The sequence below is a fragment of the Acinetobacter sp. CY73 genome, assembly GCF_059515865.1.
In genome coordinates this window covers 21,659-41,595 of record NZ_JCAKMZ010000012.1, presented here as the reverse complement: position 1 = coordinate 41,595, position 19,937 = coordinate 21,659, and the positions used below count along the sequence as shown (strand labels likewise).

The following is a 19,937-nucleotide window of genomic DNA, read 5'->3' as shown; positions in this document are numbered from 1 at the left end:
AACCTAGTTGTCTAAACGCATTTTTGAGTAATTTAAGATGACCAAAGCATTCATCAGAATGCTTTTTTAAATCCGCTTTTATGTACATCAGCCGTTTTAGCGGGGATAAAAATATCGAAATGTCAGATTAATACGTGGTTCGATGATTTTTGTCGATTTGGCTATCATATGTTTCCAATATTTTTGAGTCTGCCCTTTCATCACGATCAATTGACCACTGACCAACATCATATCGACATGTTTCTCTTGGAATTTATGTTTAAAGCGAAACTTTCGAGTCGCCCCTAAACTCAGCGAAGCAATAACTGTATCTCCCCCCGCCTCGGACAATAAGGATGGCTCATCATCACTATGCCAGCCTACACCTTGTGAGCCATTTTCATAAAGGTTAGCCAAGCACGAATTAAATGAATTACCCGTTAACTCTTCAATATGCTGTTTTAAATTAACAAGCAATGGATTCCACTGATGTGCCTGTTTTGCCATACCTGAGTAATGATATTGGTAATGCTCATCGCCATACCAAACTACCTTACGAGCAGTTTGATAATACTGTCCATGTAGAATGACTTCATCATTTTGCCAAGCCAAATATTGGTGAAAATAATCAAAATATTGCTGAGCTTCATCTGCATTTAAGATCAATCCAAAATCTTGAACAATTCCATCTTGAGGTAAAAGATTATCTGAAGTCTCGGGTGCAAATAATTCAAAATTCATAGCTTCACTCTCATCGACATCACATGATTTTAATTCAATTTTCAAGCTGACAAATTGAAACATTGTATGTGCTTGTGACATCGAACATTCAAGCTTAGACTTAGCGCATTGAGACAATAAAAACAATCGCTTATGAATCTTTGGCAACTCTTTCAAAAACTCAGACCTTTTGTACGCCCCTATCGCCTACTGGTCATCGCAACCCTCATTTTGACCTTAATCGGTTCTTTTACTGCTCAGGTGAATGCGCTCACGCTTCAGTATGCGGTCGATAGTATCAATGAATTGGTTGAAAATGGTTTTGGGCTGGCTGAAGGTTGGAATATTCTGATCACCATTTCTGCCATTTTACTCGGTAAAGAGATTCTGAATGCCTTTGTGCAGTTTGGACAAAAATTTTACGGTGAAAAGCTTCGGATCTTGGTTTCTCAAGATTTGGCTCAAGGCATTATTGAAAAATTCCTCACCTATCGTTTGGCTTTTTTTAATGAAGACAACAACCAAGCAGGAAAATTACAAACCCGTATTGACCGTGGCATCGGCTCATTAACGCGCTTGGTTCAAATCTTTTTTATTGATATTTTACCTTTATTTACCAGTGCATTTGTTGCATTGGGGCTCATGTACTATGCCAATGTCTATGTTGGTTTGGTGGCAACCACGATTGTCCCGCTTTACTTTTGGCTCACCTACAAACAAGCACAAAAACTCGGTGGATGGCGACGGAATCTGCGCGATGGCCGGGAGAAAAAAAGCCAAGGAATTTTAGGCATTATCAACTCGATTACCGTGATTAAATCCTTTAATCGCGAAACGATTGAATCCACAAAACAACTCAAACTGCAAAAAGAACTGACCGACAACCAAATGCAAACGCGTCAAATTAGTTTTTTATTTGACGGCGTAAAGACCTTTATTGAACAGATCGGCATTGTCTTGATCATCATTTTGACCGCTTATTTTGTTTTGGATGGGCAAATGAGCATCGGCATGATCATGTTTCATGTGTTGCTGTTTAACAATGTCTCTGCACCGATTCGCTCTTTGCACCGCATTTATGATGAAGTCAATGATGCCATGATTTACTCAGAGAGCTTCTTTAAAATTTTGGAAGCTGATGATCAAATCGAACCCAGTGGTGCGCTGAAACCTAAGATTGAAGGTAAATTTACCTTAAAGAATGTCGAGTTCTTTTATCCGAATGGTCATCATGCTTTAAAAGACATCAGCATGGAAATACGTCCCAATAAAATCACTGCACTCGTTGGATTATCAGGTGCGGGGAAATCAACTTTGATTAGTCTTTTAGACAAATTTTATGAGCCAAAACAAGGCTGTATTGAACTAGATGGTGTAGATCTCAATCAGATTGATACCCAATATTTGCGTGATCATATTGGACTGGTTTTACAGAAAAATCATATTTTTCAAGGCACGATTTTAGACAATATTCGCTATGGAAAAATGGATGCAACCAAAGAACAAGTGATTCAGGCGGCAGAGAAAGCCTCGATTCATGAGCAAATTTTACAATTGCCTGAAGGCTATGAATCTGATGCCTTACAGCTTTCAGGTGGTCAACAGCAACGTATCGCGATTGCACGCATGTTCTTAAAAGATCCACCGATTATTTTCCTCGATGAACCTACAGCAAGTCTTGATGCCATTGCCTCCGAACAAATTAAACAAAGCTTAGATCAAATCAAACAAGGTCGAACCGTGATTATTATTTCGCATAGCTTATCGCAGATTATTGATGCCGATTACACCTATGTGATGAAAGAGGGAGCAATTGCAGAACATGGTGAGCATAATGAACTTTACCGCCAAGAAGGCGTGTATAAACAAATCTTTGATGCGATGGCAAAGAGCTTAAATATCGAAAAAATTGCCAAAACCTTTGAAGATGATGGCGATGAAGAAACGCATAGTTAATCCCAGCCAAGATGAGTCAACGTTTACTCTAAGATCCGTAATTCAAGAGCAAGTTTGACTTGCTCTTGATAGTCTTTCGAATAGGAAATTTCTAAACAGCGCATTAAGTATGCTTTGATATTTGAATCTTGATATCCCTGCAATTCGATTTCTAATTGCTGATCAATGTAGTGTTGAATATGGCTCTGTGCCTCAATACTATGATGACCGACTTGAAAATAGCCACCTTGTGCAATACCTGCCTCATATGTATAGATTTTTGAGTTTGATAAACAGTATGCGATGCCATAATTATGCAAATATTCAGCCGTTCTTTCATTTTCATTGGCCTGCGCTAAACCACTAAATGAAATTAATAGTCCAGCATAAGCGATTATTTTGGATGTTTTGAGTTTAATCATATTTTTTTTAAGTGTTGTTTTGAATGAATTCATGAATAAAAAAGCGCCTTATGGCGCTTTTCAATATGGAGTTGTTTTAAGATCAAGGCTGTTTCAAATATGGCCATGCCGCTTTTAGATAAATAAACATCGACCAAAGCGTTAAGATCACAGCGGTATAAAGCAAACCATATGCGACCATTTCTAAAGGTGGCCAGTTCAACAAGAACACTGAAATCGCAATCATTTGAAAGGCGGTTTTATATTTACCGACTGTAGAAACTGCCACATTGGTCCGTGCGCCCAACTCCGCCATCCACTCACGCAAAGCAGACACCGTGATTTCACGTGAAATAATCACAATCGCAGCAAATGCCATCGAAATGGTGGGAACCCATTGCACCAAGACAATTAAGGCCGCAGCCACCATGAGCTTGTCCGCAACAGGGTCAAGGAAACGACCAAAGGCTGAAGTCTGATTCAGCGTGCGAGCCAAATAACCATCGAACCAATCCGTGACTGCTGCAATCACAAAAATCGTAGTTAAAACAATATGACGCGTCATACTGCCTTCCTGATCAGCGCCAATCGCAGGTGGCCAGTATGCAATCACTAAAAAAACAGGAATCAACGCAATACGTGCTAGCGTCAAGATATTTGGAATATTCAGGATACGACCTGTAGACATAGACACCGCCAGTTTGTCCCCTACTGCTTTAAATTCAGCAATATACTTGAGCATAGATATTTAATTCGCCTACTTTAAACGATTCATTATCCGCTGTCGACTAGGCAAAGATAGTCACCGTTTGTCTAGAAATGGCGATTAAGCGGTCATTCACATCCCAAATATGTGCATATTCAGTCGCGTAGCCATTTTCAGCATAATCCGTAAATACTTTATATTTAAACCAATCTAAACGCTGAAAATCGATTTGGTTTAACAATGTTACATACCAAGACAAAGAACTCCCCGGCGCAGGGGTCTTTAATACCGTGAATGCACCAGCAGGCCAGATATCCAAAAGTGCTAAAAATTCAGCTGAACTCATTTTCCCCTGCCTAAACAACTTTTCAGTAAACCTAAACAATCCACCAAAATCAGCTTGCTCATTTCCTGTACATGGATAGCCACCTTCTGCCCAAACTAAATCAAAATTTTGATAACACTCGGGCATGAGTGAATGATACGGCAAAATTTTTAATTGCTCTGGCTGAGGATATTGTGGTGCAGGTCGCTGTTGATGCACATTCAGCGTTGATTCGCGTCCAGAACCAAACGTTGCTAGCATAATGCTCATCACTTGATCGTCTTGCCAGAGGCGTGCTTCGATAGAGGTAACAGATTTGCCCTGTCTTAGAATTTCAACCGTCACCTTGACCGGTTTTTGCTGAACGGGTGCGACAAAGGTGACACTCACCGTCAATAAGCGTTTCAGCGGATCGTCCACCACAAATATAGATTTGTGCAACATCATCGCAGTGGCTAAACCACCATAAATGGTTCTACCTTGCAACCAACCCTGCGGAATATCCACCCATTCCTTGTGTTCTAGGTCATTGAATAATTGACTTAAAGGCATCTCACATGCTCAATCGAATTCATTTTTTCGAGCATGGTTTAAAAGCATAGCGAGGTAAATGATCAATGACTCAAGCGTCAATGAACATTTATGCAAATCTCAGCACTTTTATTCAATGCAAAACATTTATATAGAGCTTGAACATGTGTAAATCTGAATATTTATAAGCTTAAAAATTTATGAAAAGATAGCCAAGTTTAATGCCAAAGGCTCTCCTAACCACTCAGCACCTTGAGTATGTGCCAAATATGCATCCTCATATAAAGAATGAATCAATACTGATAAATTTAGATCATTGGAACTGAGTGAGGCTTTTATTTGCGATAAGATCAATTGATCAAACTCCAGTTGAAACATCGCTTGGTATGTGGACCCACCATTTTTTGATGTATTCGACCATATCTGACGTTTTCACCAAACGCTTGCTGGAGCTGGGAATACAATAATTCGATGCTCTGAATTTGATTTAAATCAAAATAGACATGGGCGTGATATTTCATAAATTTCTAAGATTCCAAAGTATTCAAAGTCAGTTTTAAAGCTGTTTCAAGCCATTCAAACGATGCTGACTCACTCATGCAATACCTTATAAACGGTTCTTGCCAACAGATCCCCAAAGCCGGGGACCAATTTCAAATCATTCTCAGAGGCTTTTAACACCCCTTGTATGCCACCAAAATGAGTCAACAAATCACGACGGCGTTTGGCTCCTAGCCCCGGAATCGCTTCTAAAACAGACTGTCCACGGCGTTTATCACGTTTCGCACGGTGTTTGGTAATCGCAAAACGATGGGCTTCATCTCGAACCTGTTGAATCAAATGTAAGGCTTTATGATCTTCTGGCAGTTGAATCTTAGTGCCATCGGTAAAGTGGAGCGTTTCTAAGCCGGGTTTACGCCCTTCACCTTTAGATACCCCAATCATAAATGCATCTAGTCCCAGATCTTTCATGACATCCATGGCCATATGAAGCTGACCTTTCCCACCATCAATCAACAACAAATCGGGAAGCATGGCTTTTTTATAACGTCGCGTAAGCGCTTGGCGCATAGCTGCATAGTCATCGCCACCTGTAATATCTTCAATCGAAAATTGACGATAATCACGTTTACGAATACCGCCACTATCAAACACCACACATGAGGCGATCGTGGCTTCACCCATGGTGTGTGAAATATCAAAACACTCAATCCGATCAATCGGGCGTCCCACCACCTGTTCAAGCTGATGAAACCGTTCATTCAACTCAAAGTGATTTGCCAATTGACCTTTAATCGCATGCTGAACATTCATGGTAGCAAGTTCAAGCCATTCGGCGCGTGTTTCTCTGACCTTGTGTTTAACTTGAATTTTCTTTTCAAAATTTTGCTGTAAAGCTTGTTCTAACTCTTGGGTATCCGGCAGCTCTACATTCACGATCAATTCATTCGGTATTTCATCTGCCACTTGGAAATAAAAGTTAGCAATGAAGTCTGCCAGCATTTGCCCCAAATCATCGCCCAACATATCCGGGAAATAACTTTTCCCGCCCAACATTTTGCCATTCCGCACATGCATAATTTGCACACAGGTCACCCCTGCCTGATACGCAATCGCGAGAATATCAGCCTCACCTTTAACTGTGTAAATCGCTTGCTGCGTCTGCACATCCCGAAGTAACGCCATTCGATCACGATAAAACACGGCTTTTTCAAACTCTAAGGCTTCCGCAGCGGCTTCCATCTTTGAAATCAGTTCTTGATTCAACTCTTTGGTATCGCCTCGTAAAAAACGAATCGAGTTATTGACATCTTCTTTATAGTCTTCAGGTGAGATCAGCCCAACACAAGGAGCCGAACAGCGTTTAATTTGATACTGCAAACACGGTCGTTTACGTTGTGAGAAATAGCTATTTTCACACTGGCGTACATTGAATAATTTTTGTAACACGACCAAGGTATCTCTAGCATTATATGCACTTGGATAGGGTCCAAAGAATTTACCGACTTGATGTTTGCCTTTGCCTCGCCCACTGGCAATACGTGGATAAGGTTTGTCACTGGACACGAAGATATAAACGTAGGACTTATCATCGCGCAGCATGATGTTATACGGCGGACGATGCAGTTTAATCAGGTTCTGTTCGAGCAATAAGGCTTCGGTTTCAGAACGCACGACTAAGGTTTCAATATCATAAATACGTGAAACCAATGCTAAGGTTTTCGGATGCTCGATATTTTTAACAAAGTAGCTCGATACACGATTTTTGAGATTTTTGGCCTTACCCACATAGAGCAATTCACCCTCTTTTCCCAGCATGCGATACACACCTGGCAAAGTGGTCATATTGGCTAAAATCTTTTCAATATTATCTCGTGCGTTTTCGTTCACTGTCGGCTTTTAAAATATTGGAGATGTTTAGATGATGGGGCAATTTAGCCACATTTCCAAGCCCTACATTTATATATAGGACAAATCATGACGCAGAGTTGAAATGTTATTTTTTAGGGCGATAAACTGAATCAGCCACTAGATCAGCTTAACTTAAGCCTAGAGAGTACAAATACTTTATCCATATGAACTTAGCCTAACAGTAGGGATCAGTCCTTTGAATACACTTTTAGGTGGAAAGACTCTGTCCAATCGCCTCACAAAACTTTGCTTTATTCCGTGGTGCAACCAAAATAAATTTAGGCTTTCCTTCTTTCAAATATTCAATTTTGAGTCGATCCAAAGACAATGCAGGTGAAGCCACTGAGTTATTGGTCTCAGAGACACGTTGAATATCTGCTAATGGAATATGCCACGTCAAAAATAAGCAACGAATCTGAAGTTGACCCGCGTTCACTGTATATTTGGTATTGAACATGGGCCACCACAACATCAAGATGGTGATCACATAAACCGCGGTATGCACTGGAAACTGGTAGGCTGTCCCTTTGGTGAACATGGTAATCAACAGTTGAAGCAATAAGCCTGTCATGCAAATTAGAAATGCCAATACCCACCAATCTTTCTTAGAATAAAATACCTGCAATGCCCTTCCCCAAAAGCCTTAATGAACAAATCATACCTGAACCACAGTCATAAATGATAAAAAATGTACTGAATTATTGATCAGCTCTCTCATCAATCTCAGCACATCATTATGCGTATCATTTTGTAGTTCATCCTGATTATGAGTGGCTGACTCCTTTGGTCAAAAACTTGGTACATAGACTTTGGCTCAAACCTTTTGATGGAATGAATGATTGGACACCGCTTTTATCGCCATAAGATCATTGTGAAATCGGTTTAAAACACAATCTCAGCCTGTATTGAACTCAATTGACCTTTTTGACAATTATATTTTATTTAGTTTGAGCTTGATTTTCGGTTTATACCCCCTATATTAAACAAGGGATATGATAAAAATTTTAATTGAAACAAAAACTTCATATCGTATACCCATTTTAAAGCTGCTCTAGGCATGACAATACCAAAGGAAAGCTAGATAAAAATAGATGACCCTTGCGTCACGGCTTGATACAACTTGTTATGTTCTTTTTGGATATAGTTATCGTAAGATTAGCGAAGCATACATGTGCGCAGGACATACGCACACGCTTCAAAACATCAACTTAGAAGTCCTCCAAAAAAAGGAGATCAGGGCATGATCCACGCTGGCAATGCCATTACCGTCCAAATGCTTTCGGACGGAATCGCAGAATTCCGCTTTGACTTACAAGGTGAGTCGGTTAACAAATTCGACCGCGCAACAATTGAAGATCTCAAAGCGGCAATTGTTGCTGTCAAATCAAACGCTGAGATTAAAGGTCTTATCGTTACTTCAGGCAAATCAACGTTCATCGTTGGTGCCGATATCACAGAATTTGGTGAAAACTTCGCGCAAGGCGCTGACAAAATCGTGGAATGGGCAATGCCGGTTCATGAGATTTTCAACAGCTTTGAAGATTTAAACATTCCGAAAGTCGCTGCCATCAATGGTATGGCATTGGGCGGTGGTTTTGAAATGTGCTTGGTGTGTGACTACCGTGTCATGTCACAAGTGGCTCAAGTCGGCTTACCTGAGATTAAACTCGGTATCATGCCGGGCTTTGGTGGTACCGTTCGTTTAAGCCGTGTGATTGGTATTGACAATGCAGTTGAATGGATGGCAATGGCCAATCCTAAACGCCCTGATGCTGCGCTGAAAGACGGTGCGGTAGATGCTGTGGTTGCTGCGGACAAACTGCAAGACGCTGCTGTTGACTTGGTCAAACAAGCGATTGCGGGCCGTTTAGACTGGAAAGCAAAACGCCAAGAAAAATTAGATCCAATCAAACTGGGTCCACTTGAACAGATGATGGCATTTAACTCATCTCGTGGTGTGGTGCTGGCGAAAGCCAATCCAGCTCAGTACCCTGCGCCAAAACTCCTGCTCGATGCTCTTCAAGCGGGTGCAAGTTTGGGTCGTGATGACGCACTTCGCCTAGAAGCTGAACATTTTGCAAAGGCGGCAGTAACGCCACAAGCAGGTGCCTTAATTGGTCTTTTCTTAAACGACCAAGTGGTGAAGAAAACCTCGAAAAAACATGAAAAAGGTGCACATCCTGTCAACCAAGCGGCAGTACTTGGCGCGGGGATCATGGGCGGTGGTATTGCTTACCAAGCGGCGAGCAAAGGCACACCTATCATCATGAAAGATATTGGTAACCCTCAGCTTGCACTGGGTATGGCTGAAGCGAACAAACTGTTGACCAAACAAGTTGAACGCAAAAAAATGACTACGGCAAAAATGGGGGAAACCCTAGCGCGTATCCGTCCGACTTTAAGCTTAGATGAGTTTAAAGAAGTGGATATTGTGATTGAAGCGGTCACAGAAAACCCGAAAATCAAAGAAGCCGTGCTTGCAGATACTGAAAAATCAGTGCGTGAAAACACGATTATCGCATCGAATACCTCGACTATTTCAATCACACGTTTAGCCAAAGCCTTACAACGTCCTGAAAACTTCGTCGGTATGCATTTCTTTAACCCTGTTCACATGATGCCGTTGGTGGAAGTGATCCGTGGTGAGAAAACATCTGCTGAAGCGATTGCAACGACTGTGGTACTGGCTCAAAAAATGGGTAAAACCCCAATCGTAGTCAACGACTGCCCGGGCTTCCTTGTGAACCGCGTGTTGTTCCCTTACTTCGGTGCGTTTGATCTATTGCTTAAAGATGGTGCTGATTTCCAGCAAATTGATAAAGTGATGGAAAAATTCGGCTGGCCGATGGGCCCTGCTTACTTGATGGACGTGGTCGGTATTGATACCGGTGTTCATGGTGCAGAAGTGATGGCTGAAGGCTTCCCAGACCGTATGAAACCAAGTTTCAAAGGTTCAATTCAAACCATGTATGAAGCAAAACGTTTGGGTCAAAAGAACGACGTTGGTTTCTACAAGTATGAACTTGACCGTAAAGGCAAAAAAGCCAAAGCCGTCGATGCGACTGCCTATGACGTGATTGCGCCAGTGGTGACGGGTGAAAAACGTGAGTTTGATGCTCAGGAAATCATTGACCGTATGATGATTGCGCTGTGTAACGAAACCGTTCGTTGCTTAGAAGACAACATTGTGGCTACACCTGCGGAAGCAGACATGGCGATGATTATGGGTATTGGTTTCCCGCCTTTCCGCGGTGGTCCTGCTCGTTATATCGACCAAACAGGTGTGGCTGAATACGTTGCGCTTTGCGACAAATATGCACACTTAGGTAAGGCTTATGAAGCGCCACAATTGTTGCGTGACATGGCTGCTAACAACAAAAAATTCTACGGTTAAGGAGCAACGTGAATGGCTACTTTAAATCCACGTGACGTTGTCATCGTTGATGGCGTGCGTTCAGCAATGGGTAAAACCAAAAATGGTATGTTCCGTAACGTCCGTGCCGACAATTTATCTGCTGAACTCGTACGTGCTTTGGTTGCTCGTAACCAGTTTGACACGAATGAAGTTGAAGATGTGATTTGGGGCTGTGTCAACCAGACCCTAGAACAAGGCATGAACATTGGTCGTAACATCGTGTTATTGGCTGATTTACCAAAGACTGTTGCAGGTCAAACGGTGAACCGTCTATGCGGTTCTTCTATGCAAGCGATTCATACTGCTGCGGCTCAAATTGCAACCAACCAAGGTGATGTGTTCATCATCGGTGGTGTGGAGCATATGGGTCACGTTGGCATGATGCACGGTATTGACTTAAACCCTCAAGCCTCTAAGCATTATGCAAAAGCGTCTAACATGATGGGCTTAACCGCTGAAATGTTAGGTCGTATGAACGGCATTACGCGTGAAGAACAAGATGCGTTCGGTGTTGAATCTCACCGTCGTGCTTGGGCTGCAACTGAAGCGGGTCGTTTCAAAAATGAAATCGTTGGCATTGAAGGTCATGATGCTGAAGGTAAACTTCAACTTTGCGATATCGATGAAGTGATTCGTCCTGATGCAAACCTTGAAGCGTTTAAAGCGTTACGTCCTGTATTCGATCCGAAAGGCGGTACAGTCACTGCTGCAACATCTTCAGCATTGTCTGATGGTGCGTCTGCAATGCTTCTTATGTCATACGAGCGTGCTCAAGCTTTAGGTCTTAAGCCTCGTGCTGTGATTCGCTCTATGGCGGTTGCAGGTTGTGATGCTGCAATTATGGGTTATGGTCCTGTGCCTGCGACTCAGAAAGCGCTGAAACGTGCTGGCTTAAGCATCGGTGATATTCAAACGATTGAATTGAACGAAGCGTTTGCTGCTCAAGGTCTTTCTGTAATGAAAGGTTTGGGGATTTATGACAAGCAAGACATCATTAACTTAAATGGTGGTGCGATTGCTTTGGGTCATCCATTGGGTTGTTCTGGTGCGCGTATTACAACGACGTTGTTAAACGTAATGGAACAGCAAGATACTCAATTCGGTCTTGCGACCATGTGTATCGGTCTAGGTCAAGGTATTGCGACAGTGATCGAACGTGTTTAATTTTTAAATAGTTTGATAAAAAGAAACCCCGCTTATTGCGGGGTTTTTTTAAATATAGAAAAATGATTGTGGAGGAAGTTTTTTATTACAAAATTCCTCTATATTCAGGTGCTTATCGTAAGATTTAACTAATCCCACTTTAAAAGCATGAGCTACTTTCTTATCTACAAAATATTCCAAGAAGAATTTTTTACTAATACCTGCTTGATCTTTCGTCTTTTCCCAGAGCTCATTAGGTGCATGACTGACAATATCATCTATCTCGAATTCCCCAACGACTTTCCCAATTGGTTTTGTTGCATAAATGACAACTGTTTTAACGTTAGGATTTTTAGGTAGTGTTTTTCTAAATTCAAAACACTTTTCACCTGATAGAATTTTATTTGCATATTCAGGTTTAATTGATAATAAGATTCTCATTTATTTCACCTAATTTACAAATTTTTAGGAATTCGTCATTTGTAATTTCAAAACTCCCCCAATAGGACGAAGCATTAAGCCCTATCTTTTCAATTAAATCTTTACGAATAATTCGCTTAGGTAAAGCTACATTATAGGTAAAACGAATTATATATGGATATTGTTGAGTACGATATAAATCTCGTAACTCCTTTTCAGTAAATATTGAAAAAGGTAAAGCATACTTCAATAAATCTTCTACTACAGTAAACTCGCTGATATGTTTATATTCTTCAATCACGCATAAGCTTGTTATTACAGATAAATAATTCGCCCTACCCTTTTCTGGAGTAGTTCGATAAATACATAGAATATCCCCTATACTTACAGATGCAATATGCTTCATATTACATAAATAAATTTTATGAATACTATTAGTATGCGAAATATCCTTTATTATTTCCTTGTCATCTTCAGTTTTCAATATTGAATCAGGTAACAGTCTTGAGTGGTATTGAGGATAAATAGCTAATAGGTGCTTTCTATTATTGATCGTATTTATTATAGGGTAAGAATTATAAATATTATAATTCCCTTTATTATTTAATCTTCTAAAGTAAACACCTTCACAACCATTAATAGTATTTTTAGTTGCTTCTTTCACAAAACCATATTTTTCAATTAGTCTTATTAAACCTTCGTGATGATCAAAAACAGTTAAATATATTTCGTCTAAATTACAATAGACTAAGTAATCTAAAGCTTTTTTTATAAATCTTTCACCTAGTTTAGTGCCATGTGCATTTATTTTTAAAGTTCCTACCTTTAATCTACGTTTACAAGGCTTATTAGGAATAACTTCATTTAACTCTTCCTCTTCAACCTTCAAATACATAAAACCATCAACTTTTTTATCCAAATAAAATACAAAGGCACTTTCATTTTGATTAGCTTTTTTATTAAACCAATCTGTAAATTCTTTATAATCTTGTTTTAGACTATCAAAAAAAGGGTCTGCTAAATTAATATCTCTAAATAACTGCTGTACAAGCATTTTATCCCAACCAAATTACGGTTAAATTTAGAACAAATATAGTACTTTCAACTATAAAAATCACTAATTTATTTTTAAATTTAAATAACTTAGAGGATAAACAGGCACCTCTATTTCATTTCACCCCACCACGCCATTGATCACCAAACAACTGATTCAACCGTTGCTCATCAAACATAATTTGAATCGCGCCTCCACCATGCTGTATATGATCCAAAGCTTTTTCGCGATCAATGCCCAATGGCTCAAGTATCTTAAATATTCCAGAACTTGGGTCAGCCGATTTAAAACCTGCCGCCACACTCAACACATACTCTTGTTGTAAAGGCGTCAACTGACTCATATCAGGCATCGGTGTTTTCGGTTGAATATTCATGGCAGGTGAACTTTGCTCTAAAGCAGCATTTTGAATATCCTGTTCTTTTTTGATTACCTGATGTTGTAAAGCTTGACGTACTTTCTTGTCTTCTTGAAAAGGCGTCACCGTCGTCACGACTTCATCACGTAAGTCATCATCTGCCATCAGTTGAATCGACGGCAGGCTCGCAACTTCCTCAGCTTGCGCAAAGCTAAAAGGGATAGAAGCGACAACGCTGAGAATCAAACAAAATTTAGAAAAATTCATAAGCTGACCTCTTGATCAGAATAACTCAAAACACATCGAGCCATCGGGAGAATGCCGAATAGAAAATAATCTATTAAATAGGCTACAACAATCATAACCATGATTCACGTAAGCTCAGATAAACGGTGGGACAGCTCACAAATCTATAAAAGCGGTAATGACTCAAGCTCTGCTCAACTCTTCCTGCTTAGAATATTGAGATAAACCTGATTATGATGTAATCACGATTGGAATAGTACAGATAGCACGATTGAAAAAGGGAGCTCTCTCGCACCCTCTATATCATTCAAACTTTAATGCTTAAGAATGATCAATGATTAAAAACGTACTGCTTTTTACCATTGGCTTTCGCGCTATATAACCCCTGATCTGCACGTTGCAATAACCCAATATGTGTATCGGTATTAAACTGATTAAACACCGTTGCACCAATACTGACGGTAATCTCAATCTGCTCGCCTTTATAGCGAAAGGGCTGATTTTGACAGGCAATGAGAATCGCATCACAAGTGTCACGACATTGTTGAGCTGTCGCATCAGGCACCATGAACAAAAACTCTTCCCCACCCCAACGTGCAATCATGCTCCGCTTAATCTGCAACTGACGAAGAATTGATGTGATGTGATTAATCACCAAATCACCGACATAGTGACCATATTGATCATTCACTTTTTTAAAGTTATCGATATCTATAAGTAACAGATAGCCTGCTTTGAAATGTTCATCTGTGAGGACTTTTTCATGCACATAACGTCTATTTTTCAGCGCTGTAAGTTCATCTCTAAACATCAGGCGTTCGTAGCTTGAACTTAAGCGCTTATTGTTCAAAGAAATTTCGCAAACAAAGAGGAAAATAATGAGACAACATCCTAATGCCAGTCGATACGAACTGAGACGTGACAACATATGCGTTTCAAATGCTGTCCAATATTCGCCTGCCAGCGGTAAAGAGACATAGACACTACACACAAAACACATCAGCCCGATCAGAAAACTAAACTCTCGAAGCTTGTATTTAAAAATGAAATAACACATCAAAAATGGAAAAATAAAACACGCATAAAAAATCGGATCAGTCGAAATAAGGTACTGAATCACCCATGCCAATCCAATCAACGCATAATCAGTCCAAGCAATATTTTTCCAGTGACTCATGCCATACAAAATGCACATCACACTCATGCCTGTCGCAAACTGTTCCAGAAAATAATCCAAAAATTCGTAATAATTTAAGCCGAATTCAAAGATCATCATGAACAGTACGGCACCGACCGCAGCACTGATAATGTTTGAAAAAGTAATCACAAAAGTGAGGTAATACTTAAACTGTGATGCACGCTCAGCAATCCAGTAATACACCCACATAAAAGTCATCACTTGAACCGTACTAATCAAGCTCAGTAGTACTTTAAAATCAATGGGTTTTGTTCGATCAAAGAGAAAAGACGCGATAAAAATAGAACTGAATGAAAATAACAAAGTGAACAGTGTGCTATTGATTACTTTTCGACTTTGAATCAAAGAGTATGCGGTGATGATGTTGATGATCCAAACTGGGCTAATCATCCATTCATGCGTATAGGCAATCGACAACGATGAAAGAATAAAAACAACCAGCCAAAGCACAGCAATATTTTTCATGCGGATAATGATCTTTTGTAGGCATCACTGAAAAGCCGATCTAAAAAGACAGGCGATAGATGTGTCGCAGAAACTATAAGCATAATAACTCAATGAAACATTTGCTGTTTAGTCTATAAGCTTTAAGAATATGAAATTTAAGACACTCACGTTTTACTAGGAATTTGATATTTAACTCATACTTGATTGAAAAAAAATTTAAATCTTCAAAAATTAGCCTCATTTGACTGGCGTTTATATTAAACAATTTAGTCAAAACAATCGTGTGATTAATTTAATCACAATATTTAACTCTATAAAGTTGACCATCACCTTTCGATCTATTTTTAGCCATATGCATTGAACTAGGGATATTGAACTAAAGATAGTGAAATTCATTTGATCATTGAGTTCGATTAGGAAGCCACCTGTGAATTCAAAACGGCTTGTGATGAAGTCTCCTCATCAGATTCAAAAACTGAAGCGTTTTGCTTTTTCAGTTCCTCAATCTGAGCTTGGAACTCAATCACTTCTGCATACAACACATTGAACTTGCGCACATCTTCATCTTGCTCAAACAAAATCAGATTATCTTGTTTAACCCATTTTTTAGATTTTAACATTTCAAACATTTCTTCTGCGCGATTAAGAACTTCAAGCTCGATATGCAATAACGCCACCTCATTGCTTGCATCACGAGTCAACTTGAGTTTATCCAACATGGCTTGTTTCAGCTTTGTATTGACCTGAAGCGTTTCAACGTCAGCAATGGCTTTTTCAGTAATGGCTTTATTCTTCGCTTGAAACTCATCTGTGGACTTACGTACAGTATTCAGCATCGACTTGGTTTGTTGGTATGCTTGCTGCCGGTCTTGATCTAAACGTGCAATATTGAGAAATTGATCCCATTCTGCTCCATCCAACTGACGTAAATAGCTATTGCGCGCCTCAATATTATCCACCCAATAGCTCAGGATAAATTCAGACATGATTTTATAATCACCATCTAAGCGATCATCTTCAACATCCAATGTAATCGGCTTTTTCCAATTTTTGGCTTGGACATACAAAGTTTCCATTTTTTCAGTCATGACTTTATCAAACACTTTTTGGTCTGATACTTTATTGTTTAAATGATCCTGATAGAAAAAATACCCACACAGAGACAGAATCAAGAGCGTAATCAATATCAAGATGCGGCGCATACGCACCTCCAATACTCAGCAGTTTTTTTAATGTCTTGAGGCAGATCCAGCCAATAGACTTTCTCTTTTAAAAATTAGGCTTTTATATCATAAAGTTATGATAATTTTAACACTTTTATGAAATATTTAGTTATGCATCACACTTATTAACTTTTACTTGTTCTAGGTTGAATATATTCTTCATAATATCATTGAATTATTGATAATTTATCGCTTATTTACCATACAAAAACAACTTATTATCTTTAATACATTATTTATTTCGAATCTATCAACAAGACGCCTCCCTAAAAATCCAAATAAATCGAGTCATCATGTATTCAATCAAACAGATAAAACGATGTGTTGCCGATTTAGCCCTTTAATTTTTATCTCATTGCCCACACTATATGCGTAATGATTATGGTTTAGAGAAAGAATATGCGTGTTGATATTTGGTCAGATGTAGTATGCCCTTTTTGTTTTATTGGTAAAAAACGTCTAGAAAAAGCAGCTGAGCAAGCGGGTGTTGAGCTTGAAGTATTTTGGCATAGCTATCAACTTGATCCAGATGCACCTATACGTCAAGAAAAATCCAACTCTGAACGTCTTGCTGAAAAATATAATCGTAGCATTGCTGAAGTTGAAGAAATGCAACGCAATATCGCAGCGATGGCAAAAGAAGAAGGGATTGAGTTTAATTGGGAAAATGCCAATTCAGGCAATACCTTTAATGCTCACCGGATTATTCACTTGGCTCAAAGCTTGAATTTAGGAAATGAAGCGAAAGAAGCATTCTTCTATAGCTATATGACTCAAGGTTTAGCAATCGGTGAACGTGAAACACTTGAAGATGTTGCTGCTCGAATTGGACTGAATCCAAATCAAGTTGAAGACGTACTGAATTCAGATGAGTTTTCTGAATTCGTGAAATACGATGAAGAAGTTGCACGTGATCAGTTAAAGGTGACAGGTGTTCCTTTCTTTGTGTTCGATCAACGTGTTGCCTTGGCAGGTGCTCAACCTGTTGAAGTCATGAAAGAGGTTTTAACCAAAGCCGTTGCAAGCATGAAAACGGATGAAGAACGTGAAGAAGAAGAGAACGTTCAAAACACATCTCCAAATAATGCATTGATCTGTTCTGATGATTCATGTGAAGTACCAAAAAGTTAATTTTCTCATTGGCTGATGACTAAGCAACAAATAAATCAGTGTGGTCTCCATCAACAGCCATAAAGCCCTCTATGGAGGGCTTTATTTTTGTCTAAAGTTTTTATCTTATCTAAATTTTTTATCTTAGATGTTGAATTAAAGGGTCAAACAATCGTTGTAAAAAGGTTTCAACGTGATGATTGTCAAATGGATAAACTCTGACCCTGATTAATCGCCAAACACAATGTCGAAGAAAAAACGTCTAAGAATGAATCAGGCGTGGATGAACAAGATTGGTCCTTACCCTAGTCGACCAAAAAACTAATTTTAAGATTAACGCGATACTCTACAATTTTATCTTCTTTAATAATGACTTTTTGCTCATTGATCCAAGCCCCTTGGACGTTTTTCACCGTTTCTGTTACTTTTGCAATTCCAGACTGAATTGCATCTTCAAAACTTTTGGTACTACTTGAATTTACTTCAACGACTTTTGCAATTGCCATTTCCCTGTACTCTTTTAAAAATGTGAATTTTTATCTTATGCCTCATCCCTGAAAAAGAACGCATGATTAAAAATTATACAAAGTAAAATTACAGATAAAATACAATCCTCTCATCCATGTAGATCGCCTGTATACAAGACTACAGAAATAGAATACAGCGTTGCATAAATGATGTCTTTCAAACGGTTATTTTGATTTAGAATTGGTTTATCAAATTACTCGCGCTGTAATTTCTTTGATTTATTTTTCTTATTCTATAAGATAAAAAAGCCTCCATATTTGGAGGCTTTTTTATGCCTATTTTTCACACAGAATCCTTATAAATAATAATATCCTGTTGTTATTAATCTATTTTTTAAAAAACTTGGGATTCAGCCTTGTCTTGATTGATATCAATGAATCACAGTTTGAATCTTTCACACGATTCAAAATAACTTTATTCATTTCATAAAATTTGTTAAAACCATAAAGCAACCTAAATTTTATACAGAATACAAATCCTTCATCTGATGTGGATTATTCCCCTCATTCAACCATTCAGCATGAACTTATTATGATGATTAAGATCAAAAAAATAACCTTTAAACCAACAATATTGACGCTTGCAGTTACTTTGATTTCCATGCAACACGCTTTAGCGAATAATCAGGATTCACCACAGCATATAGCCCTACCTATAGTTGAGACTCAACAAACAGCGCCCCTTTCTTTTAAAGAAAAAAAGGTGAATGAAGACGGATTATCGACATTTTCCAATGTTGAGACCATCGATCAACGTGCCAAGCAAAGTTGGGGTTTACTTCAATCGATTCCACATGTAATCGATTTGACGCCTACTTTTTTACCTCAACAATCCGATCATCGAATATTACAAGACACTGTTGTGACTGAAGACTTAACATGGGCAGATCGTAAACAAAAATCGATCCGCAATTGGGCCGATCGCACTGCACAAAAAATGGATCATTGGTTTGGTGAAACCGATCCAAACGATCCTGCTAAAGCGACCTTAAGAGTGATTTTTGACAATCGTTGGGATAAACACGATGGCTATGAAATTAAGCCAAGAATTCGAGGAAAAATTGATTTACCCACCTTAGAGAAAAAGGTCAGTATCGTTTTTGGTGATGACTCTCTCGACAATGAAATCGAAAATAATGTGGCGATTACAGATGAAAACCCATCGAATGCTGCCGATAAAAAGTTTGATTCAGAGCGTACACGAGATGCCAATAGCTCTATTGCCCTCCGTTGGTCACAACTGTCAAAATCTTTACCATTTGATATGGATGCCGATCTTGGTATCCGTTCAGGTGATGATATCTACGCACGTCTTAAAGCCACTAAAGATTGGGAACTCAGCAATGATTTTAGCTTCCATGCAGAGCAACTCTATCGTTATGGAATCGACAGCGAAAATTATCTGAGAACTAACCTAGAGTTAACCCATGCTCGACCAGGTGAAGCCTTTTTATCGAATCAGTTTTATCTTACTTATGCAGATGAACTAGAGGATGACTTGACTTGGGATAACCGCACCTATCGCCAACATCAATTTTTCCATGGTAATACTTTTAACTATGGGATTTATACAGGTGGTTATTACAATAACGACGATTTGCGACTTAACAGTTGGGGGCCGTTTGTATCATGGCGTCAACCTGTTTGGCGTGAATGGTTCTTTGTACAAGGCGACTTGAACTATTACAACAATAGTCGTGAGGATCGTAGTCACTATGCACGTGCGCTGGTACGACTCGAAGCGATCTTTTAATTTTTGCAAATATCTCGTACGTTATAGCACACTA

General features: G+C 39.1%; 17 protein-coding genes and 1 pseudogene. 5 read left to right on the top strand and 13 right to left on the bottom strand.

Annotation, left to right across the window (positions count from 1 at the left end; all coding sequences use genetic code 11):
• Window positions 1-96: 96 nt before the first annotated feature.
• Window positions 97-720: an alpha-ketoglutarate-dependent dioxygenase AlkB family protein gene (locus AC5YD2_RS07625; RefSeq protein ID WP_496125756.1), complete on the bottom strand. Its 624-nt coding sequence runs from the start codon at window positions 718-720 to the stop codon at window positions 97-99.
• Between the two features lie 132 nt (window positions 721-852).
• Here AC5YD2_RS07625 and AC5YD2_RS07620 point away from each other — a divergent pair, with 132 nt between their 5' ends.
• The gene (locus tag AC5YD2_RS07620) at window positions 853-2,655 is read left to right on the top strand and encodes an ABC transporter ATP-binding protein (protein WP_496125755.1); all 1,803 of its coding nucleotides are present in this window, start codon (window positions 853-855) and stop codon (window positions 2,653-2,655) included.
• 23 nt (window positions 2,656-2,678) lie between these two features.
• Here the strand turns inward: AC5YD2_RS07620 and AC5YD2_RS07615 are convergent, their stop codons facing one another.
• From AC5YD2_RS07615 to AC5YD2_RS07590, 6 genes and pseudogenes are all read right to left on the bottom strand, one after another.
• Window positions 2,679-3,089: a T6SS amidase immunity protein Tai4 family protein gene (locus tag AC5YD2_RS07615; protein WP_496125754.1), complete on the bottom strand. Its 411-nt coding sequence runs from the start codon at window positions 3,087-3,089 to the stop codon at window positions 2,679-2,681.
• Window positions 3,090-3,138: 49 nt separating this feature from the next.
• Window positions 3,139-3,723, bottom strand: a complete 585-nt coding sequence (pgsA, locus tag AC5YD2_RS07610; protein ID WP_496125793.1) for a CDP-diacylglycerol--glycerol-3-phosphate 3-phosphatidyltransferase — start codon at window positions 3,721-3,723, stop codon at window positions 3,139-3,141.
• 100 nt (window positions 3,724-3,823) lie between these two features.
• Window positions 3,824-4,618 (bottom strand): thioesterase family protein, encoded by a 795-nt coding sequence (locus AC5YD2_RS07605; RefSeq protein ID WP_496125753.1) that lies wholly within the window; start codon window positions 4,616-4,618, stop codon window positions 3,824-3,826.
• Window positions 4,619-4,795: 177 nt separating this feature from the next.
• A pseudogene (locus AC5YD2_RS07600) lies at window positions 4,796-5,118 on the bottom strand (DOPA 4,5-dioxygenase family protein).
• A gap of 70 nt (window positions 5,119-5,188) precedes the next feature.
• Window positions 5,189-6,988: an excinuclease ABC subunit UvrC gene (uvrC, locus tag AC5YD2_RS07595; RefSeq protein WP_496125752.1), complete on the bottom strand. Its 1,800-nt coding sequence runs from the start codon at window positions 6,986-6,988 to the stop codon at window positions 5,189-5,191.
• A 229-nt stretch (window positions 6,989-7,217) separates the two neighbouring features.
• A complete protein-coding gene (locus tag AC5YD2_RS07590; protein WP_496125751.1) occupies window positions 7,218-7,634 on the bottom strand; it encodes a PH domain-containing protein in 417 nt (138 codons plus the stop codon).
• A gap of 615 nt (window positions 7,635-8,249) precedes the next feature.
• Here AC5YD2_RS07590 and fadB point away from each other — a divergent pair.
• Together fadB and fadA are read left to right on the top strand one after the other, a co-directional pair.
• Window positions 8,250-10,403 (top strand): fatty acid oxidation complex subunit alpha FadB, encoded by a 2,154-nt coding sequence (fadB, locus tag AC5YD2_RS07585; protein ID WP_496125750.1) that lies wholly within the window; start codon window positions 8,250-8,252, stop codon window positions 10,401-10,403.
• A gap of 12 nt (window positions 10,404-10,415) precedes the next feature.
• A complete protein-coding gene (fadA, locus tag AC5YD2_RS07580; RefSeq protein WP_496125749.1) occupies window positions 10,416-11,588 on the top strand; it encodes an acetyl-CoA C-acyltransferase FadA in 1,173 nt (390 codons plus the stop codon).
• Window positions 11,589-11,636: 48 nt separating this feature from the next.
• Here the strand turns inward: fadA and AC5YD2_RS07575 are convergent, their stop codons facing one another.
• The 5 genes from AC5YD2_RS07575 to AC5YD2_RS07555 all read right to left on the bottom strand — a co-directional run bounded on the left by AC5YD2_RS07575 (window position 11,637) and on the right by AC5YD2_RS07555 (window position 16,492).
• The gene (locus tag AC5YD2_RS07575; protein WP_496125748.1) at window positions 11,637-12,008 is read right to left on the bottom strand and encodes an ASCH domain-containing protein; all 372 of its coding nucleotides are present in this window, start codon (window positions 12,006-12,008) and stop codon (window positions 11,637-11,639) included.
• Complete coding sequence (locus AC5YD2_RS07570) at window positions 11,986-13,041, bottom strand: N-acetyltransferase (protein WP_496125747.1); 1,056 nt, start codon at window positions 13,039-13,041, stop codon at window positions 11,986-11,988. Before AC5YD2_RS07570 ends, AC5YD2_RS07575 begins: the two co-directional genes overlap by 23 nt.
• A gap of 115 nt (window positions 13,042-13,156) precedes the next feature.
• Window positions 13,157-13,666, bottom strand: a complete 510-nt coding sequence (locus AC5YD2_RS07565) for a hypothetical protein (RefSeq protein ID WP_496125746.1) — start codon at window positions 13,664-13,666, stop codon at window positions 13,157-13,159.
• A 310-nt stretch (window positions 13,667-13,976) separates the two neighbouring features.
• A complete protein-coding gene (locus AC5YD2_RS07560) occupies window positions 13,977-15,308 on the bottom strand; it encodes a GGDEF domain-containing protein (protein WP_496125745.1) in 1,332 nt (443 codons plus the stop codon).
• 395 nt (window positions 15,309-15,703) lie between these two features.
• Window positions 15,704-16,492: a hypothetical protein gene (locus AC5YD2_RS07555; protein WP_496125744.1), complete on the bottom strand. Its 789-nt coding sequence runs from the start codon at window positions 16,490-16,492 to the stop codon at window positions 15,704-15,706.
• Window positions 16,493-16,912: 420 nt separating this feature from the next.
• On the opposite strand from AC5YD2_RS07555, the gene AC5YD2_RS07550 reads away from it, so the two are divergent.
• A complete protein-coding gene (locus tag AC5YD2_RS07550) occupies window positions 16,913-17,644 on the top strand; it encodes a DsbA family oxidoreductase (protein WP_496125743.1) in 732 nt (243 codons plus the stop codon).
• A 284-nt stretch (window positions 17,645-17,928) separates the two neighbouring features.
• Here AC5YD2_RS07550 and AC5YD2_RS07545 read toward each other — a convergent pair whose 3' ends face one another.
• The gene (locus AC5YD2_RS07545; protein ID WP_496125742.1) at window positions 17,929-18,129 is read right to left on the bottom strand and encodes a dodecin family protein; all 201 of its coding nucleotides are present in this window, start codon (window positions 18,127-18,129) and stop codon (window positions 17,929-17,931) included.
• A gap of 553 nt (window positions 18,130-18,682) precedes the next feature.
• Between AC5YD2_RS07545 and AC5YD2_RS07540 the strand changes: the two genes are divergently transcribed.
• On the top strand, window positions 18,683-19,903 hold the full coding sequence (locus AC5YD2_RS07540) for a hypothetical protein (protein WP_496125741.1): 1,221 nt from the start codon (window positions 18,683-18,685) through the stop codon (window positions 19,901-19,903).
• Window positions 19,904-19,937: the final 34 nt, after the last annotated feature.